The sequence below is a fragment of the Lachnoclostridium sp. MSJ-17 genome (genome assembly GCF_018918205.1).
In the GTDB taxonomy this organism is placed as follows: Bacteria; Bacillota; Clostridia; order Oscillospirales; family Acutalibacteraceae; genus Ruminococcoides.
In genome coordinates this window covers 1-25,331 of record NZ_JAHLQB010000021.1, presented here as the reverse complement: position 1 = coordinate 25,331, position 25,331 = coordinate 1, and the positions used below count along the sequence as shown (strand labels likewise).

The window sequence follows — 25,331 nt, the reverse complement described above, 5'->3', positions numbered from 1 at the left end:
ATCGGATAGGAAAAATCGCCATTTTTCCTATAGTCATTGAACATCCACAGCATAACAAACTGGATGACAAAAAGCACTGCAAGCGCAGCGTAAACGATGTACTGAAATCCGTTGAACTTTATTATACCGTCTGTGCGGTCAAGCAGGGTGCCAAAGACATTCACCTCGAAGGTTCTTTCGTGCGAAGGCATCATGACATCCCCGTAATCATAGCTGATATATACTGCTGTCTTTCCGGGGTTCAGCGCTTCAAACTCAAAGATAAGCTCCCCGTTTTCCATTCGGACGTCCGTCATGCGCGCAACATTCTCGTCACTTAGCTTGACCTCAGTTTGCGGCAATGTATCCGTTCCCAGAAATGTATTGGTATGAAGTGTATACCGGCCGCCTATGGCAAACACAACAATAACGGAAGATATGATTGCCAACGCTATACAAATCCATAGTATCAGTAGTTTTTTTCTCATGTCTAAGCCTATCCTTTTCATGCAGATTATTGTACTTATTTTGTTTCTGCCATATCCGTTTGTGCGCTGAGATCGGCATTTAATAAACGCAAAAAATTGCCCTAATTAATCAGCAAGACTTTTCCTGCGTTTATTATACCACAAACATGATTGAATGTCATTACCGGATTTACAACTAACTGTATGGTTGCAATATCGCTGCTCCTCTGATGAATCAGGGAGGCAATGATTGTCACGCAAAAAACCACCATACCGAAAACTACTTCGACATGGCAGCAGATTTTTGATGATAGGAGCTTGTTGTATAGAAACGTATTACGCTCAGTCTTCGGGATAGCAGAACTGATAGCCTGAGTAATAGGTCACGGTATCTGTGCTGTCAGTATTGGTTACCGGCTGAACAACGATAACCCACGCCTTTAAGCCATCGGGAGAATAGCCTTTTGCGGCACTGACAATGGTTGCACCTGAGCCTGCCTGCTGTTTTACATTGGAAATAGCGGTCTGCTCGTCAATATAGCCGTCAGAGTCATCCGAGTTGTCAGAATCATTATTTCCAGAAGCTGTTTCGGGATAGCAGAACTGATAGCCTGAGTAGTAGGTCACGGTATCTGTACTGTCATTATTGGTTACGGGCTGAACAACTATAATCCACGCCTTTAAGCCGTCGGGGGCATAGCCCTTTGTGGAGCTGATAATGGTCGCGCCTGACCCTGCCTGTTGCTTAACATTGGCAATAGCTGTCTGCTGGTCAATATAGCCGTCATCGGACTGTGAGCTGCTGCCGTTATCAGAGCCGTTGCTCTCGGCAGATTGCGAATTCTGATTGCCCTGAGTCTGATTTGCGTTGCTGCTTTGTCCATTGGAACCGGTTGTTTTGGCAACAGTTGTTGCAGCAACGGTCGTTGCAGCGCTGTTGGATTCTTTATTATCCCCACCGCAGCCCGTAAGCATAGCGGCAGTTGCACTTGTGATCAAAGCGGCAAATATGATTGCCAGCGACTTCTTTATTGTCTGTTTCATAATGATTTTCCTCCATTTCAATTTGCTTTTGCAAGTTAAATTATATTCTAATTCGGAATAAAAATCAATCCTTAATATGAATAACAGAAACAAACAATAAAGAGGTTTTTTGTGGTTTTTTACGCAGAGTTATTTACTTTTTACGCTTTTTCCTTTTTGGTTATTCTTCCATCTCCTGTAGAATCCCGCTAAGATCGCGCCGGAGATATTATGCCATACAGAAAAGATCGCACCGGGAACAGTCGCCATTGCAAGATTCGGGAATGCTGTACCCGCAAGGCTGGTAGCGAGCCCCGAGTTTTGCATACCGATTTCGATTGACAGCGCCTTTGTCTTTGCCGGAGGCAATCTGAGGAGCTTGCCGAGTCCGAAGCCGCAAGCGTAGCCGAGCAGGTTATGAAGAATGACAACGGCAAGTACAAGAGCGCCGCTTGTGTAGATTTTCTCTGCGTTATGTGATACAACAGCGGCGACGATCATACAAATCGCGATGGTCGAAACCATTGGAAGCACGGTGACCGCTTTCTCAGTTATTTTGCCGAAGAAATGGTTAATGACAAAGCCGAGAGCGATCGGAATGATAATCACCTGAATTATGCTCCAAAACATCGCCCAAACATCCACACTGACGGTCGTTTGCAACAGCAGCCAAGTGATTGCGGGCGTGAGAAGGGGTGCCAGCAGGGTATTGACGCTCGTCATTCCGACAGACAGTGCAACGTCGCCCTTTGATAAGTAAGTCATCACGTTGCTCGCCGTGCCGCCCGGGCAGGTTCCGACAAGCACCACGCCTGCGGTAAGCGCAGGGTCAAGTCCGAAAATCCGGCTCAATCCGAATGCCAGTGCCGGCATAATAATGAACTGCGCCGCGCAGCCGATTATAATATCTTTCGGTCTTTTGAAAATCAGTGTAAAATCCTTCGGTTTCATGGTGAGTCCCATACCGAACATCACAATCATCAGAAGATAGTTGATCCAAGAGGTATCTATCCACAGCGACGACTGCGGCACAAACAGCGCAAGCGCGGCTACCGCAAGAACTATTAAAGCCATGTATTTTCCGATTATTTCGCTTATTTTTTCAATTACTTTCATCAAATCACCTTTTCCGTTTTTTCGCTGAGATTAAAGCTTTTTTATTACACCGCGTCCTTTTCAACAGGCAAGACACGATCAAGAATGACGGCTATTACAAATACAATGGCAACACAGTTTTCAGCAAAAACTGTCTTTACGACATCAGGGAAAACATCAAATATCCCGGGGACTTGTGTAAATCCCAAACCAAAACTCAAAGAAAAAGCCAGAACAGCGATATTTCTCTTCGTCAGCCCGCAACGTCTGAACATATCCAAACCACTTACGATGATGTTTGCGAACATAATCATTGTGCAGCCGCCTAACGCTGAGCTTGGGAGCGTTGTAATCAAGATTACGAACACAGGAAACAATCCAGCCATATGGCGGTTACTACGGAAGCAGATACTATCGGCGACACTATCCTGATCCAATACTTTGCGGCAAGTCCGAGAAGATCCATTTTTTCCTGTTCATTTTTGGATAATGGTTTTCTTTATTGAAAGAATTCTGTAAATAATCATACACGATTAACCAAAAAATTTCAATATCTATACATCAGAAAAACAAACAGAAACAGGAGTATTCTTTCAACAAGCAGGGTATCTCCACCTACTCATCCTGTGATGAACAGGTAGCACCTGCCACGAAAAAGGCGTACTTCCCTCTCGGCGGATGATGTTGTGTTTTACCAATTACGATTTTGTAATTTTCCTATAAAGATACTAAAACCTCCGAGCTTGTGATACAATACACCTGTATGATTTTTCTTGGAGGTTTTGAAAATGGAAAACAAAAAGACCTGCGCCGACTGCATTAACCTTGGCAGAGAGGTTTACTGCATGAAGTGCAAAAGACTCAAAAACGGATATAAGGATTTGTTTGTTGACGCGGCTCCCGTGAAATCAAAGCCGCCGGTAGCGTGCAAAAAGTAAGCGGAAGCGTGGGACGCCGTCCAAGAGCTCGCGCCCATGATCGATTTTTTGAAAACCCAAAAAGTGATGTAAAAGCCCGTGGGTTCAAAACTATACCGGGTTTACGCAAAAAATATCCTTTTGTGCAGCAAGGACACATAATGAACAATGCCATTGATACCATTCAGTGGCATTGTTTTTTCATTAATAAGCCATTTTCGAGTTTGAGGGCATCAGATGGCAGTATATATTTCAATACAAAAAAGCTCTGTCTGACAGACTGTTCAGTCTGTCAGGCAGAGCATTTGCTTTGTCGATTCATTATTCCTCACCCGGAAGGTGAGCAATGTGGCAGATATGTGATGATTCTATCGACCGATGATGGGATTGTAAGTATGCATGATCGGTACGCTTATCAGCTTTTGGAACGCGCCTTCTTTTTTGCGCGTTTATTCTCGTACATATTTATATCTGCATGATGTACGACATTGTCAACAGAATCACATTCTCGCGGGTCATATTCCGCCATTCCGATCGCCATGTCCACCTTTTCCCATTCGTTTTCGGCAGAAGCGCATATTTCAGCCTCGCTTTTATTGAACCGTTCTATCAGATCATTTCTGTTCTGAAAATCCTCGTCCTGCAAAATAACAGCGAATTCATCTCCGCCAATCCTGAATACGGAACTGTTTTTGTACACGCGGCAGACCAGTTGGCTGGATGTCTGCAGGTAAATATCTCCCTTATCATGACCGTACTGATCGTTGATTGGTTTGAGGTCGTTACAATCAAGCATCACGATCGCGAAATCAAACTGCTCTCCGTCATCAAGTCGTTTTTGGATTTGCTGCAGACTCTCGTCAAAACCGCCCTTGTTATGTAAAGATGTGAGCGCGTCAACATAGACGAGTTTGTTAAGACTTTCAACCTTATGATTGCTTTTTTCTACTTCTTTTTTGGCTCGAATGATTCGATGCTGCGTAACAATAATTAATACAAACGCCGCGATCACAACGACTACCGCGATATCAACAGCCGGATTATCCTGAATAAAATCGATCAGAGTGGTTTTAGCTTCTTCTGCGGAATAGTATGACAACGCAGCGTTGATATTGGCTTTGCTGACGATATTGGTAGTTCTCGTAAGTATAGAATACAGTTCCGTGTTGCCTTCGACGACCGCAATGTAATAATCCAAGATCTCTCCGGTAGCTAATGCGGTCAGGTTCAGCTTTTCAATCTGCTTTGCCAGTTTGTTGTAATAATAGTTGCTTATCAGAAAACAGTCGGCTTCTTTGTCCGCCACCGCTTTGAGGCAGGACTGCGTATCCGGGTATCCATCCCATTTCCAGTTCGGAAAATGGTCCATCATGACTGCTTTATAGTTCGGATCGCCCTCTATCACAGCGGCATGGTTGACTGCCTGCTGTAAAAACGTATTTTGATTCGGCTTACGAACGACCGCGTAAATCTCTGAGGAAATAATCGACGGCGTCAAAACGATATTCAATGCCTCAACGTCGGAGGTGCTCAGATTAGAAGGAAACATACAGTCTACTTCACCGTTCTCAAGCGCCTGTATCAAATCAGCCGCACAAGGATAAGCGACAGGCTCAAAGACAAGCTCAGCGTTTTCAAAACATTTCGAAGCATCATCCAGATAGTCCTTCAAAGCACCTGACAATTCACCTGTTTTTTTATCCTCAGCGCAAAACGGCAAATTGTTGTCCTGATATCCGATTCGGATTTTTCCGTGACCGGAAAGCCACTCTTTTTCCGTGGAGCTCAAAAAAAGATTCGCGCCGGAGGTACTGATATATTTCTTTTTCATATCCTGATTATAATAGGGGTTTTCATCCATAATGCGGCTCATCGCGGCATTCAGATCCTCCAGCAAATCAGGGCGGTCTTTGTTGATCGCAAAGTAATAGTCCGATGAACCGATCTTGACAACCGGCACGGCGATATCAGCTGCACCGTAGCCGTCTATCGACACAAAGGCGTCCAGTTCACCTTTGCGCACCATTTCAAATGACTCATCTTCGGAACAGGTCGCTTCAAACAACTCAGACTCAATATTGTTTGACTTTTCCCAATCCTGATACATCTTTTCCTGTAAGCTGCCTTTATTCGCGCCGACCTTTTTTCCGTCAAAATAGGAATAGTCGTCCGGAATATAGTCTTTGTTATCCGGAGAGATAAAAATGTAGTAATCCTCCTCTCCCATAGGCAAGTGAGGAAACAGCATATTCTCTGACCGCTCTTCCGTGTAGGAAACGTCGCTCAACATATCAATCTCTCCGTCGATGAGCATCTGCAGCAGATTCGGCCAGCTTTCCTCTACATACTCGTAGTTCCATCCGGTATAGGCGGCGATTTTCGCCTGGTATTCATAGGCATGACCGGAGCGTCTGCCGTACTGATCTATCATACTGACAGGAGCATCGTACCATCCGACACGGACAGTTTTTTCTTTCTCTTCCGCATTCGCGGCAATCGGCAACAGACAAACACAAATCATCACAAAGCAAAGCAGGAGAGCGGCAAATCGTTTGATATATGTAAGATTCTTTTTCATATTATATCACCATCTCGTGTATTGCATGATGTGATACAGCAACTAAATATAGGAGACTATGTATCGGAGCTGCTGAATATGATATCAAATTCAATCTAATTGTATTATATTTTACCATAATTTTTTCGCTTTTGCAACAATAAGATATATAAATTACAACGATTTTTGTCCAGTGAGCGCAAACTCCGCCCTGCGAATGCAAGCTCCGTTTTTGACTGCTCAGCGACCGGAATTCGTAAATAATCGAAAAAATAATACACAGCCTGATTGAAAGTTGTCAAACTGTGTAAAATATTGTTAATAATGTTATTTGAATCCATATTACCGAAAAATGATTATGATGCGTTATGATATCAGAAAAAGCTGTTATTGAATAGCAAACGCCGAATGGTCTTTTACAACCATTCGGCTTGAAGGAATTGTCATTAAGATTGCTTTCCGATACAATTGCCGCAGCAGCTGCGTGTAAGATATTACCGGGTATAGAGCTAACTCGTTTCATTTGCTAACATCTTACAGTTTAAGCTTTTTTATCTGTGAAAGTCTGTTCAGCGCTTCATTAAGGGTGTCATTCTTCTTGGCGAAGTGCAGACGAATCAGGTGGTTGACGTTTTCACGGAAGAAGCTTGAGCCCGGCACCGCGCCTACGCCGACCTTTTCGGCGAGCTTTTCACAGAAATCAAGGTCGCTGTCAAAGCCGAATTCCGAGATGTCAAGCAGCACATAATAAGCGCCCTGAGGAATTGTATGAGAGATTCCGATATCGTCGAGCCCCTTAAGGAACAAATCGCGTTTTTCGGTGTATTTATACGTGAGCTGCCTGTAATAATCATCGCCGAAGCGCAGTCCTGTCACCGCCGCCTCCTGCAAAGGTGCAGCCGCGCCGACTGTCAAAAAGTCATGAACCTTTTTCGCCACGTCGATAATATGCGGCGGCGCGATAATATATCCCAAACGCCAGCCCGTGATTGAATAGGTTTTTGATAGTGAGGAACAGGAAATCGTGCGCTCCCACATATTGGGCAGTGAAGCGAAATAGGTGTGCTTGTGCGGCGCGTAGACAATGTGCTCGTAAACCTCGTCGGTAATGACAAACGTATCGTATTTTTCGGCGAGGTCGGCAATGATTTTCAGCTCGTCATAGGTGAACACCTTGCCGCAGGGGTTGGAAGGGTTGCAGAGGATCAAGGCCTTGGGCTTTTGTCTGAAAGCTGCTTCCAACTCATTTGGGTCAAAGTTAAATTCGGGCGGATAGAGCGGAACATAGATTGGTTCCGCTCCCGACAGGATCGTGTCAGCGCCGTAGTTTTCATAAAACGGCGAGAACACAATAACCTTGTCTCCCGGATTGGCTACGGTCATCATCGCCGCCATCATCGCCTCTGTGCTGCCGCAGGTGACGACGATCTCCGCGTTAGGGTCTATCCTTCTGCCCATAAGCCGCGACTGCTTTTCAGCAAGTGCTTCACGAAAATTCTGCGCGCCCCAGGTGATGGAATACTGGTGAAAATCCTCGTTTGACACCTCGGCAAGCCGGTCGAGCAGCTCGCGCGGCGGTTCAAAATCAGGAAAACCCTGAGAGAGATTAACCGCGCCGTATTTATTTGAAATTCTGGTCATGCGGCGGATGACGGAATCTGTAAAGGTTTCGGTTCGTTTGGATAGCTCGGGCATAAAAATTCCTCCATCGTTATTATTTGGGCTGTTTTATGCCCTATTATATACTTATTAAATGACGTATTCAAGGTTTCGCTCGTCAATAACTCGCTTTGATTTGTGCTCGGAACGGGTGTCAAGTCCTCCGTCAGGATGAACGACAACTCTTGCGGGCTTAACGCCGATACGCGCTTTCAGCGCTGCTGAAACCTCGGCGGCAACCTCCTCGTCGGTCTTGGGGTTATCGCTGTTCTTCTCGATTTCAACGGCGTACTTATTAGTGAAATCTCTCTCAAAAATCCTGATAAGATATTCGCCCGTAATGCCGTCCTGCTCGCGGATGACCGCCTCGATATCGCTTGGGAACACATTTACTGCGGAAACGATGAACATATCATCCTTTCTGCCCAGAATATGAATTCTGCCGTGCGTTCTTCCGCAGGAACACTTGGTGTTATCGATGCGTCCGATGTCGCCTGTGCGGAAGCGAATCAGCGGACGCGCATGCTTTCTGAGCGTTGTAAATACCAGCTCGCCGACCTCACCCGGCTCTAAAATCTCGCCTGTGTGAATATCGATTGTTTCAACGAGAATATGATTCTCTGCGATGTGAAGTCCGTCCTTCGCCTCGCACATGGCGGCGCAGGCTCCGAAAATGTCGGACAGTCCGTAAAAGTCGTATACCTCCGCGCCCCAGATGTCCTCTATCGCCTTTCTGGTGGCGTCGATCGAGCCGCCGAGCTCGCCTGCAACGATGATTTTCTTGATATTCAAATCCTTTTTGGGATCAATGCCGCTCTTGAGCGCCTTTTCACCGAGCTGCCATGCGTAAGACGGAGACGTCCAAATGACGGTGGGCTTGTAGGTTTTCAATACGAACAGCAGGCGCTCGCTCGGGAGCGTACCGCCCCAGATGCAGAGCGCACCGAGATTCTGTGCGCCGATAACATCGGGACCCCCTACATAGAGCGAGAAGTTGAGCGCGTGAACATAGCGGTCGTTCGGGCGCATACCGATCTGCCAGAACCAGCGGCTTTCGGTATCCTGAAACTCGTCAAAGTCCTTCTTGGTGAACGGGCTCATAGTGGGAACGCCCGTGGAACCTGACGAGGTGGATATGAACACAACGTCATCCTCCGGAACTGCCGCAAGCTCGCCTAAGAAGGATCCTACACCCTGCGTGTCGCGCTGGGTTTTCTTGTTGATAAAGGGGAACTTCTGAATATCCTTGAGAGTTTTGATATCCTCGGGCTTTACTCCTGCCTCGTCAAAGCTGCGCTTGTAATAGGGCGCATTTTCGTAGGCAAATTTGACGATCTCCTTCAAATCCTCAAGCTGTCTTTTTTCAAGCTCTTCACGAGGCAGGGTCTCAAGCTCCTCGTCCCAGAATTTATTATTAATATCTCTGCTCATTGCTTTTTACTCCTTAAAATCACTTAAAATTTTGATTGATAAACTCCCATTTTTTATCGCGGGAGCGTGTGATGATTTCTATGTCCTCGTCGGTCAGATGCTTAAACCGGCTCTGACGTCTGAGATAAGCCGAAACGTCCGAAAACTCCTTCGGGCGGTGATTCAGCGTAAAACCGCCGTTTTCGTATTCAGCAAGGTACCAAAGGCCGCAGTCAACGACCTCCTTGGCGATTTCAACTGTTTCGTCTGTCTTGACGCCCCAGCCTGTAGGACAGGGCGCAAGAATATGAATATACTTTGTGCCTTTTGTTTGCTTAGCCTTTTCCACCTTACGCATAAAATCATTGAGATACCCTACGCTCGCGGTAGCGGCATATGGGATTCCGTGGGCGGCGACAATCTCAAACAAATTTTTCTTAGGTCTGAGATTGCCGCGTATATTTTTGCCTGCCGGAGTGGTGGTCGTCCTCGCGCCGAACGGGGTCAGTGAGCTTTTCTGAATGCCGGTATTCATATACGCCTCGTTGTCGTAGCAGATATAGAGAATATCGTCGTTACGGTCGATCGCACCCGACAACGCCTGCAAGCCGATATCAGCCGTGCCGCCGTCGCCCGCAAAGCCTACAGTGTGAAAGTCGGTAATGCCCTGCGCCCGAAGTCCCGCTTCAACGCCGGTCAGCATGGATGCCGTGCCCGCGAAGGTCGAGATGATGGCGTTGTTGCCGAAGCAAAGCTGCGGAAAGTTGAAGCCTACAGCCGACATACATCCTGCCGGAAGGACGGCTACCGCGTTTTCTCCCAAAACCTTGAGAGCGATCCGCACCGCGAGACTGCCTCCGCAGCCGGCGCACGCCTTGTGACCGTAGAACAGCTCTGTTTCACTGATCGTTTTTGCGTTAATCGCCATTTGCTTCACCGCCGATCCCTAAAAATTTTACCGTCGACCGCTGATTTTCCAGCTCGTCAAAGATACTTTTAATTTCTTCAAAGGAAATATTCTTTCCGCCGAGACCGCCGATATAATTCGAATTTGGAATATTGATTCCTGCCTTTTGCAGGGCGGAGTTGACGTTGGTATAAACAGTGCCCTCGTTGCCGAAGGAGATGTCCTTTTCAAGCACTGCGACCGCTTTGGCGTTCTTGACGGCGTTTGAAATTTCCTCATTCGGAAACGGACGAAGATAGCGCAATCTCAACAGTCCCGCGCGTTTTCCCTCTGCCCTGAGCTTATCCACTGCCTCGCGGACAAGTCCCGAAATACTGCCGAGGGTAATCAGAATATATTCCGCGTCATCGGTTTGATAGCTCTCCGTCAAACCGCTGTAACGCCTGCCGAAGATCTCCGCAAAACGCTCCTCGGCTTTTTCAATGATTTTGGAAGCATTCAGAATACCGAGGTGCTCCTTGTACTTAAAAAACGTGTTGGTGTCGGGTCCTGCCGAGAAAGCAAGGTTACGCGGATTTTGCAGGTCAAGCTTATTTTCCGTTTCGTACTTCGGAAGAAAAGCGTCTGCCTGTTCCTGCGTAGGAACGTCTACTACCTCATAGGTATGGGTGAGCACAAATCCGTCGAGATTCGCCATAAACGGCGTGCTGACTTCGCTGTGCTCGGCGATATAAAAGCTCATCAAAGCCAGATCAAGTGCTTCCTGCGCGTTGCCGGCATATGCCTGGATCCAGCCGCTGTCGAGCTGAGAGAGAGAATCGCGCTGATCGCCGTAGATGTTCCACGGAAGTGCCGTTGAACGGTTGGCGTTCATCATGACGATCGGAAACCTGCCGCCTGCGGCATAAGGCAAACACTCAGCCATATAGAGCAAGCCCTGAGAGGAGGTCGCAGTAAAAGCCCTCGCGCCTACAGAGGATGCACCGATCGCGCAGGAAAGCGCGGAATGCTCGGATTCCACATGAATGAACTCCGAGTTCAGGCTGCCGTCCTCAACGAACTCGGAAAGCTTCTCCACTACTATCGTCTGCGGCGTGATCGGATAAGCGGAAATCACCTGCGGACGCGCAAGTCGAACGCCGTAGGCAAACGCCTCATTGCCCGATAAGAACTTTTTAGCCATTACTTTTCCGCCTCCATTTTTATTGCCCCGGGCTTGCAGATTTTTGAGCATATTCCGCAGCCCTTACAAAAGTCGTAATCTATATTAACCTTACTTCCCTCGCGGAAAATCACGCCGTCGGGACAGTAAAGATAACAATTCAGACAGCCGACGCATTTTGTATTGTCGATCACGGGACGGACATTGCGCCAACCCGCGTTTTTGGTGACAAGATACCCTGCCTCATAAGCGGTCGCGTCGGGAATATCTTCAAAAGAGGTCGGGACGAAATCCCTCAGATAAGGCTTCATGAGACAACCTCCTCATATGCCGCTTTGACGGCGGCGATATTCTTTTCGTGCAGGCGTCGCGGCATGGTTTGCCGAATCGCTTCGTTTATTTCTTCAAGAGAAATTTCTCGTGATACCGCCGCAAACGCGCCTAAAAGAATCGTATTGGTAATAGGCAATCCGAGGATCCGCGCCGCAATACCGTCGCCGTCGAGCGTTATCACGCGCGGATCGTCAAACTGCTTCTTTGTATTTAAAAGTATTTTTCCGTTTTGCTTCAGCTCGTGAAAAGACTTCTCGCTGAAAAGCGTGTCATCAAGAAAAATACTGTAGTTGGATCTGGTAATTTCGCTGCGGTTGCCTATCGGCTTTTCATCGAGCTTGGTGAACGCGCGGATTGGCGCGCCCCTGCGCTCGGGGCCGAAGGAAGGGAACGCCAGCGCATACGCGTTATCCCTGAGCGAATACGCGTCGCCTAGAAGTCTTGCGGCGGTAAAGGCTCCCTGTCCTCCCCTGCCGTGCCATAAAATTTCAGTCACTGTGCGCCCTCCTTTCAGTGCTTCCAGCGAAGCAGGTATTTTTGTATCTTATTGAACGCAAACGAGATCGCGACAATCACGATGCCTATCACGATCAATCCGACAAGCGTTCTGGTGTAGTCTCCGAAATCGGAATAGTTTTTAATGTAATAGCCCAGGCCGCTCTGAGCGCCGATCATCTCTGCCGAAGTCAGCAGTACAAACGACACAGTCAGCCCTTGGTTGCAGCCGATAAAAATTTGCTGCAGCGAAGCCGGGAGAATGACGGAAAACAGCATAGTAAATTTTCCGACGTTCAGCACCTTTGCGGAGTCGATCGTCTTTTTGTCGACATTCATAACGCCGCTCATAGTGCCTGCGAGCACAGGCCAGAAGGTCGCAAGAAAAATGACAAAAACCGAAACCGAACGGAAGGTCGGCAGCAAGGCGATACCATATGGAATATAGACGATTGGCGGAATCGCGCCGAGAAATTTGGAAATATAGGTCGCTGCGCTGCCGAGTCTTGCGCTCCATCCGAGAAACAGTCCGAGCGGGATCGCTATGACCAGCGCCAACAGATAGCCCTGCAAAATGATGCCGACGGAACTGAAAATGTTGGTTACGATCGTTTCGTAATCGCCAATCATTCTCCAAAAGACCTTTCCGGGCGGCGGGAATAGCGCGGGCTTTAACAGATTGAACTTGGCGGTAGCCAGCGTCCAGGCAATCAGCAAGCCGTAGATGAAACCGACGATATCCGTAAACAGATTCAAGCCGACGGGCTTTTTGATAAACGAGGATACAAGCAGCGTCAGCGCTTCAACGCCGACGGCAAACCATACAACGTACAGCGCGTAGGTATCGCCGCTGAGTTTATCGGGCAGGAGCTGAATCAGCAAAAGCACAATAAACAGCGCGTGAACAACTCTGAGGTATCTTTTTTTGATCGTCATTACAGCACCACCTCGTCTCCGCCGATTTTGCTGACGATGTCGCTGTAGAACATCGCCAGCAGCTTATTTCTGAACTGATTGTATTCCTTTGTCTGAACAAGCTGTGCACGGTTGCGCGGACGGTCAAACGGCACTTTGATCTCGCGGTAAACCTGACCCGGATTCGCGGTCATCATCACGATTTTATCCGAGAGCAAAATCGCCTCGTCGATATCGTGCGTGACAAATACAACGGTTTTTCTGGCGCTTGTGCCGTCGCCCTCCCACAGCTCGAGCAGGAGCTCCTGCAAAATGGTGCGGTTTTTCGCGTCGATCGCGCCGAACGGTTCATCCATCAGGAGAATATCGGTGTCCATCGCCAAGGCTCTGGCGATTGCGACGCGCTGCTGCATTCCGCCTGAAAGCTGCGAGGGATATTTATTTTTGAATTCGTTGAGTCCGACCTTTTCCAAAAACTCATCGGCAATTTTCAGGCGTTCGGTTCTGCTTGCCTCTTTGTTAACCTGCTTGATACCAAAGGCGACATTCTTTCTGGCGGTCATCCACGGAAAAAGCGAATAGTGCTGAAACACAACGCCTCTGTCGGTACCGGTGCCGTGAATCGGCTCGCCGTTAATCAGGATTTCGCCTGCTGTCGGCGTATTGATACCCTCCAAAATACTTAGCAGCGTGCTTTTTCCGCATCCGCTTGAGCCGATGACGCTGACAAACTCGCCGTCTTCAATGGAAAAGCTGACATCCTTCAATGCGGTGAAGCGGTTCTTTTTTTCGGTGTAGTCAACCGTTAAATTGTGAATTTCTATCTTGCTCATATACAATCATCTCAGTTTTTATATAATTATGAATTATTCAAATTCATCAAAGTGATTCTGAAGCTCAGCATAAATCTTATCGTCGGGATTCTCTTTGATCAGACTCGCGAGAGCATTCTTGTAGATATCGGTGTTATAGAGCTTCTCAATATCGTAATCCTCGGTATAGCCAAGCTCTACGATTGCGTTTTTCAGCGTTATCGTGCCCTGCTTGTCGGGGTCGGGAACCGATGTGCCGTAGCCGCCGTAAACCTCTGTATTGATCAAATCTTCCTCGATGTCGATGTATTTCTTAACGTCCTTAACGGTACCCTCCTTGTTTTCCTGCGTAAACTTATATGCCTTGATCAGTGCGCGCTCAAAAGCGTTGTAGGAATTGGGATACTTTGAAAGCGCCTCTGTTGCGGCTACCTGACGGCAGCAGGGCTGGTTTTCGAGGAGTTTTTCCTCGGAGCAGCGGTAAACGATCTTGTAGCCCTGGCTCTCTGCAAGCGAGGTGTAGGGCGAATACGCCGAAGCCGCGTCAATGGAATCGTTCTGGAGCGCGTTGTAAGCGTCCTTCTGGCTGTCGAAATAAACGATATTCACTTTGTCCTCGCCCTCGCCGATTTCGATTTTCTTGTCCTTCAAGAGGATTTGCAGTTCAGCATCCTGAACGGAATTCTTTACGGAAGCTACGTTCCTGCCCTTGAGGATCGAAACATCCCAGTCTGACTTTCCCTCGACAAATTCGGGCTTTATCACATAGCCGTGACCGTTTGTCATCTCACCGCCGAAAATCGTGAGGTCGTGACCCTGACTCTGGAAGGTGAGCGTGGGAACGGAGCCGATGAAAGCAACATCGAGCTTACCGTTTTCAAGTCCGCTTGAAAGCTCCGCCGCGGAAGAAAACAGAGTGAGCGTTACATCAAGACCTTCTTCCTTAAAATAACCTTCTTCCTTTGCAACAAATCCGAGCAGATGAGCTGTGGAATTGAGATGACCGAGGTTGAAGGTCGTCTTTTCAAGCTTTGCTTCACCGTTTGAAGCGGTGCTTGCGGAGGTTTCAGGGGTGGATGAGCTGTCTGATGATGTATTACAGCCGGTAAAAGCGGCTACTGAAAGCGCGGCAGCAAGAAAAGCCGCAATGATTTTTGTTTTCATAATGATTTCCTTTCTATGGTTGGTTATCTGTTTTATTCTCCCGCACAGCAGTCGGGAACGTCTGAGGTTTTTGATGAGTTGTTATCTGTATGCTCCTTGTTTTTGCAGCAGTCGGGAACCTCGGAATCGGTTGATTCCTTATCCTTGCAACAATCTTTCGTTGTACTTTGGCTTTGACTGCTTTCGTTTAGCGCACCTGAGCTAGCGCAGCCTGTTACGCTGAACGCTGCGACAAGCGCGATGATACAGACGATTATTACCTTTTTCATTTGATTACTCCCTTTCCGCCCGTTTTCAGGCATAAAAAAACGGAAGTCAGGCGCTGACTTCCTTAGTGAAACGCAGAATTGCCCTTCACATTCGGAGCGCGCAGCATGCCACAACGCAAAAGTATCCCTTTTGCATCGTACACATCATTTTACTTGCACAACAGACTTTACGCATGGTCATGGTGTTCTCTCCTTTCGTTTCAGTGAGCTTATTATATCATTATTTTTTGTATTTGTCTAATATCCTATAGGTATAGTTGGTAATAGATTTAATCTATAACCCTTAACGCATTTTTGTACGCGATTTTTTCAAATTCCTCCGAGGTAAGAGAGAGCCTTTGAAAGGCTTTCACCTCAGTTTCAGGGCTCCACAAAGGGAAATCCGTGCCGAACAAAACCCTGTCGGCGCCGTAGCCGCGAATGTATTTTGTGACCTTTTCCGGCGGAAGGAACATTGTGCAGCTCGAGATATCGAGGAAGCAATCGCTGTTTTTCAGCAGCGCGAACGCCTCATCAAACAGCGACCAGCCGCCGAGGTGCGCGGCAATGACGCGGAGCTTCGGAAAATTGTCGATCACATTTTTCAGGCGGCGCGGATGGGAATAGTCAAATCGCTTGTCGCCGCAGTGAACGATCAGCGTTCCTCTGCCCTGCAAATAGTCGTACACCTCAAACAGCCTTTTATCATCGGTATTGAAGCCCTGTGTATCGGGGTGAAGCTTAACGCCCAACAAACCTGATTGCAGGATATAATCCGATTCCTCAAGCTTTTCCGCACAGTCGGGGTGAAGCGTTCCGAAGCCGTGAAATTCGGCGTGAGCGTTCACCTCGTCGCGGATGAAAGTGTTGATATGCCGCGCCTGTTCGGGTCTGGTTGCGACGGGCAAAAGGACAAATCTGTCAATACCCGCCCTTTTGCCCTCTTTGAGCAATTCTTCGCTTGTACCGACACAGGCAGGCGTAATGCCATAGAAATCGCCCGTGGCATCCGTCGCCTTTTCGGCAATTTTATCGGGATAGATGTGCGCGTGAAAATCAATGATCCGCATGTTGATCGCCGCCTATTCGTAAAGATGTTTGGTGAAATAGCGGTCGCCGCGGTCTGGAAGAATGATGACGATATTGCCCCTTGCGCCGCTGTTGATCAGTTTTTTTGCCGCCGCCAGAGCCGCGCCCGAGGAAGAACCCGCAAAGATTCCCTCCTTTGCGGCAAGCTCACGCGCACCGTCAAAGGCTTCGTCATCGGTCATTTTGACAACCTGATCGACAAGCGACATATCCATGGTGTCGGCGATAAAGTCGTTGCCTATACCCTCAATGTTGTAGTCTCCGTGTTCTCCGCCGCCCATCGTGGAGCCGACGGGATCGGCAAGAACGCCGACAATCTGCTTATTTTTCTCTTTCAGAAATTTAACAACTCCTGAATATGTGCCGCCGCTTCCCGCTCCTGCGACGAGGTAATCTATCTGACCGTTCAGATCCTCATAAATTTCTTTGCCTGTCGTTTCATAATGCGCCTGTGGATTCGCCTGATTTTTGAACTGCTCGAGCGTCACTGCGTCGGGAATGGACTTGCGGATTTCCTCCGCCTTGTCCCACGCGCCGAGCATACCGCCTTCACGCGGCGTGTTGATAATCTCCGCTCCGAGCGCACGTAAAAGGGTCTGCTTTTCCTCGGAAAATTTGGTTGGCACAACAAAGATGATTTTGTAGCCCTTATTCAGGGCGGCAAAGGCGATTCCAAGACCCGTGTTACCTGCCGTTGCCTCGACGATAGTTCCGCCCTTTTTCAGTATTCCGCGTTTTTCCGCGTCCTCTATCATATATTTTCCGATTCTGTCCTTAACACTGCCGGACGGATTGTATAATTCTAATTTCGCATAAAGATTCGCTCCGTCGGGCAAATCAATGTGATTCAGCTTTACGAGCGGTGTGTTTCCTATAAGCTGCTTCATATCATTATAAAGTGCCATGATTATTCCTCGCTTTCCGCAATCGCCTGCTCTAAATCGGCGAGAATATCGTCGATGCTTTCAATGCCTATGGACAGTCTGATCAAGCCGTCGGTGATGCCGACCTTTTGCCGCACCTCGTAGGGAATGGAGGCGTGCGTCATGCTTGCGGGATGGCACACAAGGCTCTCCACGCCGCCCAGACTCTCTGCAAGCGCAACGAGCTTTAATGCCTTGAAAAACTTTTTGATGTTATAGTTTTCATAAAGCTCAAAGGAAATCATTGCACCGCCGTTTTTCGCCTGCCGCTTATTGATTTCATAGCCCTGCGCATTGGGCAGTCCGGGATAGTATACCTTCTTGACCGCCTTGTGGTTTTGCAGATATTCAGCGGCTTTTTCAGCGTTTGCAACGTGTCGGTCAAGGCGCACGCCAAGGGTTTTGATTCCTCTGATGAGCAAAAAGCTGTCGAAGGGTCCCAGCACACCGCCTGTTGAGTTCTGAATAAAGGCGAGTCTTTGTGCAAGGTCGTCATCGTTGACGACAACCAAGCCTGCCACAACGTCGCTGTGACCACCGAGGTACTTTGTAGCACTGTGAACGACGATATCAACACCCAGCTCGATCGGTCTTTGCAGGTACGGTGTCATAAAGGTGTTATCGACAATCGAGAGAATGCCGTGCTTTTTCGCAAGCGCAGCTACTGCCGCGAGGTCTGTGATCGTCAGCAGCGGATTAGCAGGGCTTTCAACGAGAATCGCCTTGACGTCCGAGGTGATTTTACTCTCCAGCGCAGCTAAATCGGTGGTATCCTCGATCGAATAGCCGATATTGAAATGATTGAACACCTTGTCGAGCACACGGAAGGTACCGCCGTAGACGTTGCTCGAAATCAGAATTTTATCTCCCGATTCAAACAGACTGAGCACAGCCGTAATTGCCGCCATGCCGGAGCCGAAAGCAAAGCCTGCCTTGCCGTGCTCGAGCTCCGCAATCAAAGCTTCAAGTGCAGCACGGGTCGGATTGCCTGTGCGCGAATACTCCCACTTAGGCTCCTCGCCCAAGCCGCTCTGCTGATAGGTCGAGGTCTGATAGATTGGAACGTTGACCGCTCCCGTGAATGAGTCTGTAGATATTCCTCCGTGAATCAATGCGGATTCTATTTTTTTATAACTTGCCATGATGATTACTCCTTATACTTCAAATCATTTTCTTTCCAATTTTTCAGAACGGAGAGCATATCTCTTGCCGTTTGCTTTGCGGCGTCCAGATCATGCTCGGCGTAGTTTCCGCACTCCGCGCGTTTACTTCCCGGGATTTCGCCCTCAAAGTCAGAGATAAACGTAAGACTGTCGCGCACCAGACGGAGAGCTCGTTCATGCGATACGCTGTCCCTGACAAGCAGGTAAAACCCTGTGCGGCAACCCATCGGTCCGACATATACAACATTGTCCGACACTTCGCTGTTGCGCGCGTAGGTGGCAAACAAATGCTCAATGGTGTGAAGCTCGCCGTTGCCAAGATAATCTCCGCCGTTCGGTTTTTTCATTCTGATGTCATAGGTCACTACATCTCCGTCAACGCGTGAAATGTACATTCCTTTTTCAAGCCTGTCGTGATTGACGGTAAAGCTTGCTATTGTTTTCATAGCACACTCTCCTTGTAAGCCAAAATAAAATTGATATTCTCGAATGCAGCCATGTCGCTGCGGTTGTTAAAATACTGCATTTGAATCATCTGCGGCGTTTCATGCTCCTCGATTTCAAAGCCGTAACGTTCGAGCGCGCTGTATACCTCCTTGTAGGAATATCCGTGCAGCATTTTTTCGCCGAGCTTTTCGGTGATATCCGCAAGCGTGTGAACGCGCTCAACGCTTTGACCGAGCAGCGTGGTCTCGTCGGGATAATCAAAAACAACCTTGCTCTCCGCCAAGCACATCGAGCTGATTTTGCGGATCGTCTCCTCAAAGACAGATAGCGTCAGATAATAGGACACACCGAGAATTGCAAAAAATGTCGGAACTTGAGGATCATAGCCCGAAGCAAGCAGCCTTTCGCTCATATCGTCCTTTGAAAAATCTATCGGTACAAAGTGGAGATTATCGGGAATGATCCACTCAAGCTCTCTGATTCTGCGCCGCTTGTATCGTCCCGTGTCGGGATGGTCAAGCTCAAACACCTCGATATCGGGGTTATCGTTGCGAAACGCAAAGGTATCCATACCGGCTCCGCAAATCACATACTGACATTTACCGTGATGCCGCGCGAACGCATTCAACTCTCGTTCCGCAAAGGCGATTCGTGAGAGCGGAATCGGCGTGATATAGCGGTTGAGGCGGTTTGCAATCTTTTTTGACGCAAAGGTGAAGTTTTTATCCGACTTTTCCGCGTCGAAATCATTTTGAATCAGCTGACCCATTTCCTCGTACCCGTCCTTGCCCATCAAATCAAAGGCGAGATAATCGTCGAAAATCTTATTGCTTCCGATATTGGAATGAAAAGCGCGGGCAAAGGAACAGAGCTTTGCGGTAACGCTTTCCCTTGTTTCTATCATCAGTTTTTCCTCCGTTCAGGCATAAAAATACCGCCTGCGCTGCAGAATGCAGACAGACGGCTCAGGTTGGAAAACAAATTTATCTTCATCAAATCCCATGACCGCCGCCTGTGTCCGCACAACACATACAGCAGGCGCAGCAGGGCACAGCAATGCCGCCGAAATCAATCGCGCTGACCTCGGCATAAACAGTATTGAATTTAACATTGCTGTTGATAATCATTTTTCGTACCTCTTATTCTGAAAACATGGGAGTTGAAAGATATCTTTCTCCCGTGTCGGGCAAAATTGCCACGATGATTTTACCTTTATTCTCGGGGCGCTTCGCAAGCTGAGCCGCAGCCCAAACAGCCGCTCCCGATGAAATTCCGACAAGCAATCCCTCATGCTTTGCAAGCGATTTGCCTGTTGCGAACGCATCCTCGTTTGTTACCTTGATGATTTCGTCGTAAACGTCGATGTTCAGCGTCTCGGGAACAAAGCCCGCTCCGATACCCTGAATCTTATGCGGTCCGGGCTTTTCTCCCGACAATACGGGAGAGCCGGACGGCTCAACAGCGACGACCTGAACATTCGGGTTCTTGTTTTTAAGATATTCGCCGACTCCGGAAACGGTTCCTCCTGTTCCGACGCCCGCGACAAGAATATCGACCTTTCCGTCGGTGTCATTCCAGATTTCAGGTCCCGTGGTGTCATAATGCGCCTTGGGGTTGGCATTGTTTGTGAACTGACTCGGAATAAAGCTATGCTCATTTTCAGCCGCAATTTCCTGCGCCTTCTGAATCGCACCCTTCATTCCCTTTACGCCTTCTGTCAAAACCACCTTAGCGCCGTATGCCTTCAAAAGATTTCTGCGCTCAACACTCATGGTCTCGGGCATGGTTATTATGACCTGATAGCCTCTCGCGGCTGCTACGGCAGCAAGACCGATACCCGTGTTGCCGCTGGTCGGCTCAACAATAACAGACTCCGGCTTTATGATTCCCTTAGCCTCAGCGTCGTCAATCATCGCCTTGGCAATTCTGTCCTTGACGCTTCCCGCAGGATTGAAATATTCCAGCTTGCCGAATACAGTCGCGCCTGTATTTTTCTCTATGCTTTCAAGTTCCAAAAGCGGTGTGTTTCCGATTAAATCAGTAATTTTCTTATATGTTTTCATAATAGTATACTCCCTCTGAATTATTAAAGATTTACATCAGAGTCAACATCGTTTCAAGGGTTTTAAAAAACTCATAATAATTCCCCTATCAATAATACCTATTTACTTAGTAGGTTTGTTCTGGGATATATTATCTCACATTTCACTTTGTTTGTCAAGGTGTTTTTACCACAACAGTTATAGATTCTTTCTATTGCCGGATATAGAAAACGCCGGGTGTTCAGACTTAACACCCGGCTGAATTTTTGTTGTACAGATAATTGCCTGACACCGCAGTTTAACAGGTCAACAACTATAGGTGCCGCAGGAATGTAGCAGATGTAGCAAGTAAAATCAATAAATACTTAAAAAGAGAATGATATAGAAATTAACATATTTACTTGCTACACCTGCTACACGGTGATTAAATATCCTATTTATGTGATTCCTGGTAACTGCAAAGGTATTGTTCGAGCTCTCTAACATATAATTGAGCGAGGTTGCTCAGCATAAGATTCTTTTTGGAGATATAACCTATCACCATATTACTGCCGACAGTATCATCGTCGGCTTCGAACGGAACGGCGAGATAATCCGAGCCGTTGAGCTCCTCGCTGATAACTCCCGAGCAAAGGGTGTAGCCGTTCAGTCCGATCATCAAATTGAGCATAGTGGCTCTGTCGGTCGCCTTGATCGTTTTGGGATACTCGCTCGTGCTCAGTATCTCCTCGGAGTAATAGAACGAACCCTTGTCGCCCTGTTCAAATGAAAGGCACGGATAGTCTTTCAAGTCCTCAAATCGGATTTTGTCCTTACCGGCAAGCGGATGACCCTTCCATAGATACACATAGGCGCTGCACTCCGTCAGCGGCGTAAAGACCAAACCGTTTGATTTCAGCAGCTTTTCCAGCGGTTTGCGGTTGAAATCGTTAATATAAAGAATACCAATTTCGCTCCTGCCTACCGACACGTCGTCAATCACATCGCGCGTTCTTGTCTCGCGGATCGCGAACTCATACTCGTCGGTTCCGAAGTGCTTTACCATCTCCACAAAGCTCTTGACCGCGAAGGAATAGTGCTGAGTGGAGATGCCGAACTTCTTTTTAAGATTGCCGCCCCTGCCGTATTTTTCGAGCAGAATATCGTACTGCGAAATGACATCACGAGCATAACGGATGAACTCCAAGCCGTCGTTAGTCGGAGTCACACCCCTGCCGCCGCGGTTAAAAATAGTTATTCCTATTTCCTTTTCGAGCTCCTGCAGCGCGCTTGTCAATGACGGCTGCGCGATATATAATTGCTCGGACGCCTTGTTCAGCGAACCCTCGTCGCAGATAACCGTCACATATCTTAATTGTTGAATCGTCACTCTTTGTCTCCTAAATCACATAATCATTGCCGGCTTCCTGCTTGCGCGTCAAGTCCGCGATCGTAAAGCTGTCGGTATAGCGGCGGATAGCGTCGTCTAGTCCGCTCCAGAATTCACGGGTCCTGCATTCGGTGATCTTCGGACAGGGCAGGCTGTTTTCCTCCAGACAGGCAACAGGCGCAAGGCTGCCCTCCATAAAACGCAGTATATCGCCAACGTTTATCTCGTCGGGCTGCTTTGACAGCTTATAGCCGCCGCCCTTGCCGCGCAGACCGGTTACGATCTTATTTATGACAAGCTGCTTGACAATGCTCTCAAGATATTTTTCGGATATCTCCTGCCGCTCGGCAATGTCCTTGAGCTTGATATATTCGTTTCCGCTATGCTCCGCCATATCAATAAGAACACGAAGCGCGTAACGTCCCTTTGTTGAAATCAACATACTTTTCACTCCTTAACTATTCTCTTTTCCCTATTATAGCAGTATGTTGATATGATTTCAAGATTTTTTTCAAATTTTCTATTGACAAATTTAAAAAAGGGGTGTATTATATAGTCATTCCACTAACATACTTCTTTTGTAGGTTATAATTTCAGGAGGTAATTATTATGAGTAAGATTTATCAGACAGCAGACCAGTTGATCGGCAAGACACCTTTGCTTGAATTGACCCATATTGAAAAGGAACTCGGCTTACAGGCGAAAATCGTTGCAAAGCTTGAATACTTCAACCCCGCGGGCAGCGTTAAGGACAGAATCGCAAAGGCGATGATCGAGGACGCCGAGAGCAAAGGACTCATCAAACCCGGCAGCGTTCTTATTGAGCCGACATCGGGCAACACCGGCATCGGACTCGCTTCCGTTGCTGCTGCAAAGGGCTACAGACTTATCATCACAATGCCCGAAACAATGAGCGTTGAGCGCCGTCAGCTCATGAAAGCATACGGAGCTGAGCTTGTTCTCACCGACGGCACCAAGGGCATGAAGGGCGCTATCGCCAAGGCTGAGGAGCTTGCAAAGGAAATCGAGAACAGCTTTATCCCCGGTCAGTTCGTCAATCCTGCGAATCCCGCCGTTCACAAGGCTACAACAGGTCCCGAAATCTGGGCTGATACCGACGGCGAGGTCGACTTCCTCGTTGCGGGCGTAGGCACAGGCGGCACCGTTACCGGCACAGGCGAATATCTCAAGGAGCAGAACCCCGGCGTTAAGGTTGTTGCGGTCGAGCCCGAGACCTCTCCCGTACTCTCAAAGGGCGTTGCAGGCGCTCATAAGATTCAGGGTATCGGCGCGGGCTTCGTTCCCGACGTACTCAACACCGATGTTTACGATGAGATCATTCCCGTATCAAACGAGAACGCGTTCGCGACAGGCAAGCTTATCGGCAGATCTGAAGGTGTGCTTGTAGGTATTTCATCCGGCGCTGCGACATGGGCAGCAATCGAGCTTGCAAAGCGTCCCGAAAACAAGGGCAAAACGATCGTAGTCATCCTCCCTGACACAGGCGACCGTTATCTCTCCACTCCCCTGTTTGCGGACTAATCTAAATATTTAAAATGCCCTCCTTCTCAGTTCAATTTGAGAAAGAGGGCATTTTTTACCATTTACCGCGGTTGATCTTGCTCTCAGGGCATGGAGACCACAGCTTGTCAAGTCTGCCGCAAAATGCCTGTTCAAAAATATTGTTGATTTATTTGAATTCAAAGAAATTCATCTGAGAGAAGCCCGTCGGCAGCGGTATCGTACACATATAAATGAGGCTCATCCCTAGAACCAGTGGGTAAAAATTGAATAAAAAGAAAAGTCACGTTGCTCCACGTGATATACTTGAAATTGCGTCTAAATCAAGGACAGGAGTGGAGCTCCGTGACAGTTTCAAGTTTATCAAAAATAATTCTCGGTGTCAAGAATATCGTTGTAGAAAAAGTTGAGATAGAAGAATGCAACCTAGATTCTCAACTGATCATCAGCGCACGTCCGCATAAAAGAGATATGTGTCGGTGCAGTGTTTGCGGACAAAAATCACCCCGATATGATTGCGGAAATGGTATTCGCAGGTGGCGTGCACCCGATTTTGGCACCGGTCTGAAAGTATATGTGGAAGCCGAAGCCCCAAGAGTATGCTGCCCCGAGCACGGCGTAGTCGTCCAACAATTCCCTTGGGCGCGTCGCCATTCAAAATTCACAAGGAACTTTGAGGATACTGTCATATGGCTCTCGCTTCATCTGTCACGCAAAGCGGTCGCCGAGTACCTGAGAATCAGTTGGGATACTGTCGGGCCAATCATTTCCCGCGTAGAAAAAGAGCTGTCTGCAAACAATCAGCCGCTCGATAATTTGGTGAATATCGGCATAGACGAGACCTCATACAAGAAGGGGCACAAATACATCACCGTCATTGTCAACCATGACACAAATGCGGTTGTATGGGCTGCCAAAGGGCACGGAAAGACAGTATTAGAGCCGTTTTTCAAGCAGTTGGATGTAAAGCAACGCTCTAAGATCCGCCTTGTATCGGGAGACGGCGCAAGATGGATAAAGGATACGGTTTAGGAATACTGCCCCAACGCGGAGTTTTGCATTGACCCGTTCCATGTAGTGGCATGGTGTACAAAAGTTTTGGACGAGGTTCGCCGCGAGGAGTGGAACAAGGCGCGTGCGGAACTAGCAAAAGAGAAGAAGGAAAAATCCGGACGCGGCAGACCGAAGGGCGGCAAAAAACAAAAGTCATCGGCTGAGCAGCATGTTGATGCTGTCAAGTCATCCAGATATTCCTTGCTGATGAATCCGGAGAATCTGAGCGAGACTTATCAGGCGAAACTCAAGCAGCTGCTACTGCATGACCGACGGTTGGCAACTTCATATCGGTTGAAGGAGGAACTGCGATTGATTTTTAAGCTGTCACCCGACGAGGTGTCAACTGCCTTGGATAAATGGCGGCGAAGGGCATGGTCGTGCAGAATCGAGCAGTTTGTTGAGCTGCAAAGAAAGATCAAGCGGCACAAGGACGCGCATCGCAACCATAACCAACGGTATCTCCAACGCCCGGATCGAAGCCACAAACAACAAGATCAAGCTCTCTGTCAGGATGGCTTACGGCTTCCGCAACATCGACAATCTCATTTCGATGATCATGCTCCGCTGCGGTGGCTTAA

27 protein-coding genes and 1 pseudogene are annotated in these 25,331 nt (G+C 48.0%); 4 read left to right on the top strand and 24 right to left on the bottom strand.

Annotated features, from left to right (window positions below; genetic code table 11):
• From KQI64_RS01455 to KQI64_RS01440, 4 genes are all read right to left on the bottom strand, one after another.
• Nucleotides 1-341: hypothetical protein (locus KQI64_RS01455; protein ID WP_216523002.1), on the bottom strand; the 341-nt coding region annotated here is incomplete at its 3' end.
• Nucleotides 342-788: 447 nt separating this feature from the next.
• Nucleotides 789-1,490 carry a hypothetical protein gene (locus KQI64_RS01450; protein WP_216523001.1) on the bottom strand — a complete coding sequence of 234 codons (702 nt, stop codon included), beginning with the start codon at nt 1,488-1,490 and terminating at the stop codon, nt 789-791.
• A gap of 129 nt (nt 1,491-1,619) precedes the next feature.
• Nucleotides 1,620-2,585 carry a bile acid:sodium symporter family protein gene (locus tag KQI64_RS01445; RefSeq protein WP_216523000.1) on the bottom strand — a complete coding sequence of 322 codons (966 nt, stop codon included), beginning with the start codon at nt 2,583-2,585 and terminating at the stop codon, nt 1,620-1,622.
• A 44-nt stretch (nt 2,586-2,629) separates the two neighbouring features.
• Nucleotides 2,630-2,950 carry a solute carrier family 23 protein gene (locus tag KQI64_RS01440; protein WP_216522999.1) on the bottom strand — a complete coding sequence of 107 codons (321 nt, stop codon included), beginning with the start codon at nt 2,948-2,950 and terminating at the stop codon, nt 2,630-2,632.
• Nucleotides 2,951-3,352: 402 nt separating this feature from the next.
• Between KQI64_RS01440 and KQI64_RS01435 the strand changes: the two genes are divergently transcribed.
• Nucleotides 3,353-3,502: a hypothetical protein gene (locus KQI64_RS01435; protein ID WP_216522998.1), complete on the top strand. Its 150-nt coding sequence runs from the start codon at nt 3,353-3,355 to the stop codon at nt 3,500-3,502.
• Between the two features lie 394 nt (nt 3,503-3,896).
• Here the strand turns inward: KQI64_RS01435 and KQI64_RS01430 are convergent, their stop codons facing one another.
• From KQI64_RS01430 to KQI64_RS01340, 20 genes are all read right to left on the bottom strand, one after another.
• On the bottom strand, nt 3,897-6,059 hold the full coding sequence (locus KQI64_RS01430) for a transporter substrate-binding domain-containing diguanylate cyclase (RefSeq protein ID WP_216522997.1): 2,163 nt from the start codon (nt 6,057-6,059) through the stop codon (nt 3,897-3,899).
• Between the two features lie 513 nt (nt 6,060-6,572).
• A complete protein-coding gene (locus KQI64_RS01425) occupies nt 6,573-7,733 on the bottom strand; it encodes a pyridoxal phosphate-dependent aminotransferase (RefSeq protein ID WP_216522996.1) in 1,161 nt (386 codons plus the stop codon).
• Between the two features lie 54 nt (nt 7,734-7,787).
• Complete coding sequence (locus KQI64_RS01420) at nt 7,788-9,128, bottom strand: phenylacetate--CoA ligase family protein (RefSeq protein ID WP_216522995.1); 1,341 nt, start codon at nt 9,126-9,128, stop codon at nt 7,788-7,790.
• Between the two features lie 19 nt (nt 9,129-9,147).
• A complete protein-coding gene (locus KQI64_RS01415) occupies nt 9,148-10,035 on the bottom strand; it encodes a thiamine pyrophosphate-dependent enzyme (protein ID WP_216522994.1) in 888 nt (295 codons plus the stop codon).
• Entirely contained in the window at nt 10,025-11,197 is a 1,173-nt protein-coding gene (locus KQI64_RS01410; protein ID WP_253289143.1) for a transketolase C-terminal domain-containing protein, read from the bottom strand. Before KQI64_RS01410 ends, KQI64_RS01415 begins: the two co-directional genes overlap by 11 nt.
• Complete coding sequence (locus tag KQI64_RS01405; protein ID WP_216522992.1) at nt 11,197-11,487, bottom strand: 4Fe-4S binding protein; 291 nt, start codon at nt 11,485-11,487, stop codon at nt 11,197-11,199. Before KQI64_RS01405 ends, KQI64_RS01410 begins: the two co-directional genes overlap by 1 nt.
• Nucleotides 11,484-12,005, bottom strand: a complete 522-nt coding sequence (locus KQI64_RS01400) for a 2-oxoacid:acceptor oxidoreductase family protein (RefSeq protein WP_216522991.1) — start codon at nt 12,003-12,005, stop codon at nt 11,484-11,486. The genes KQI64_RS01405 and KQI64_RS01400 overlap by 4 nt, the downstream gene beginning before the upstream one ends.
• Nucleotides 12,006-12,019: 14 nt before the next feature.
• Nucleotides 12,020-12,940, bottom strand: a complete 921-nt coding sequence (locus KQI64_RS01395) for an ABC transporter permease (RefSeq protein ID WP_216522990.1) — start codon at nt 12,938-12,940, stop codon at nt 12,020-12,022.
• On the bottom strand, nt 12,940-13,752 hold the full coding sequence (locus KQI64_RS01390; protein ID WP_216522989.1) for an ABC transporter ATP-binding protein: 813 nt from the start codon (nt 13,750-13,752) through the stop codon (nt 12,940-12,942). The genes KQI64_RS01395 and KQI64_RS01390 overlap by 1 nt, the downstream gene beginning before the upstream one ends.
• Before the next feature lie 33 nt (nt 13,753-13,785).
• A complete protein-coding gene (locus tag KQI64_RS01385) occupies nt 13,786-14,895 on the bottom strand; it encodes an ABC transporter substrate-binding protein (RefSeq protein WP_216522988.1) in 1,110 nt (369 codons plus the stop codon).
• A gap of 32 nt (nt 14,896-14,927) precedes the next feature.
• Nucleotides 14,928-15,164, bottom strand: coding sequence for a hypothetical protein (locus KQI64_RS01380; protein WP_216522987.1), 237 nt, complete (start codon nt 15,162-15,164; stop codon nt 14,928-14,930).
• 269 nt (nt 15,165-15,433) lie between these two features.
• Nucleotides 15,434-16,213 (bottom strand): amidohydrolase family protein, encoded by a 780-nt coding sequence (locus KQI64_RS01375; protein ID WP_216522986.1) that lies wholly within the window; start codon nt 16,211-16,213, stop codon nt 15,434-15,436.
• A gap of 12 nt (nt 16,214-16,225) precedes the next feature.
• Entirely contained in the window at nt 16,226-17,137 is a 912-nt protein-coding gene (locus KQI64_RS01370; RefSeq protein ID WP_216522985.1) for a PLP-dependent cysteine synthase family protein, read from the bottom strand.
• A gap of 2 nt (nt 17,138-17,139) precedes the next feature.
• Nucleotides 17,140-18,297: a trans-sulfuration enzyme family protein gene (locus KQI64_RS01365; RefSeq protein WP_216522984.1), complete on the bottom strand. Its 1,158-nt coding sequence runs from the start codon at nt 18,295-18,297 to the stop codon at nt 17,140-17,142.
• Nucleotides 18,298-18,302: 5 nt separating this feature from the next.
• Entirely contained in the window at nt 18,303-18,764 is a 462-nt protein-coding gene (locus KQI64_RS01360; RefSeq protein WP_216522983.1) for an S-ribosylhomocysteine lyase, read from the bottom strand.
• Entirely contained in the window at nt 18,761-19,669 is a 909-nt protein-coding gene (locus KQI64_RS01355) for a class I SAM-dependent methyltransferase (RefSeq protein ID WP_216522982.1), read from the bottom strand. The genes KQI64_RS01360 and KQI64_RS01355 overlap by 4 nt, the downstream gene beginning before the upstream one ends.
• Before the next feature lie 88 nt (nt 19,670-19,757).
• A complete protein-coding gene (locus KQI64_RS10515; protein ID WP_301282403.1) occupies nt 19,758-19,892 on the bottom strand; it encodes a hypothetical protein in 135 nt (44 codons plus the stop codon).
• Nucleotides 19,893-19,904: 12 nt separating this feature from the next.
• Complete coding sequence (gene cysK / locus KQI64_RS01350) at nt 19,905-20,828, bottom strand: cysteine synthase A (protein WP_216522981.1); 924 nt, start codon at nt 20,826-20,828, stop codon at nt 19,905-19,907.
• A gap of 412 nt (nt 20,829-21,240) precedes the next feature.
• Nucleotides 21,241-22,176, bottom strand: coding sequence for a LysR family transcriptional regulator (locus KQI64_RS01345; protein WP_216522980.1), 936 nt, complete (start codon nt 22,174-22,176; stop codon nt 21,241-21,243).
• Nucleotides 22,177-22,186: 10 nt separating this feature from the next.
• Entirely contained in the window at nt 22,187-22,618 is a 432-nt protein-coding gene (locus KQI64_RS01340) for an RrF2 family transcriptional regulator (RefSeq protein WP_216522979.1), read from the bottom strand.
• Nucleotides 22,619-22,785: 167 nt separating this feature from the next.
• On the opposite strand from KQI64_RS01340, the gene cysK (KQI64_RS01335) reads away from it, so the two are divergent.
• The 3 genes and pseudogenes from cysK (KQI64_RS01335) to KQI64_RS01320 form a co-directional block, all read left to right on the top strand.
• Nucleotides 22,786-23,718, top strand: a complete 933-nt coding sequence (gene cysK / locus KQI64_RS01335) for a cysteine synthase A (protein ID WP_216522978.1) — start codon at nt 22,786-22,788, stop codon at nt 23,716-23,718.
• 450 nt (nt 23,719-24,168) lie between these two features.
• Nucleotides 24,169-25,140 (top strand): annotated as a pseudogene (locus KQI64_RS10320) (ISL3 family transposase); the annotation flags it as partial.
• Nucleotides 25,141-25,150: 10 nt separating this feature from the next.
• A partial coding sequence (locus tag KQI64_RS01320) for a transposase (RefSeq protein ID WP_216522976.1) occupies nt 25,151-25,331 on the top strand: 181 nt, incomplete at its 3' end.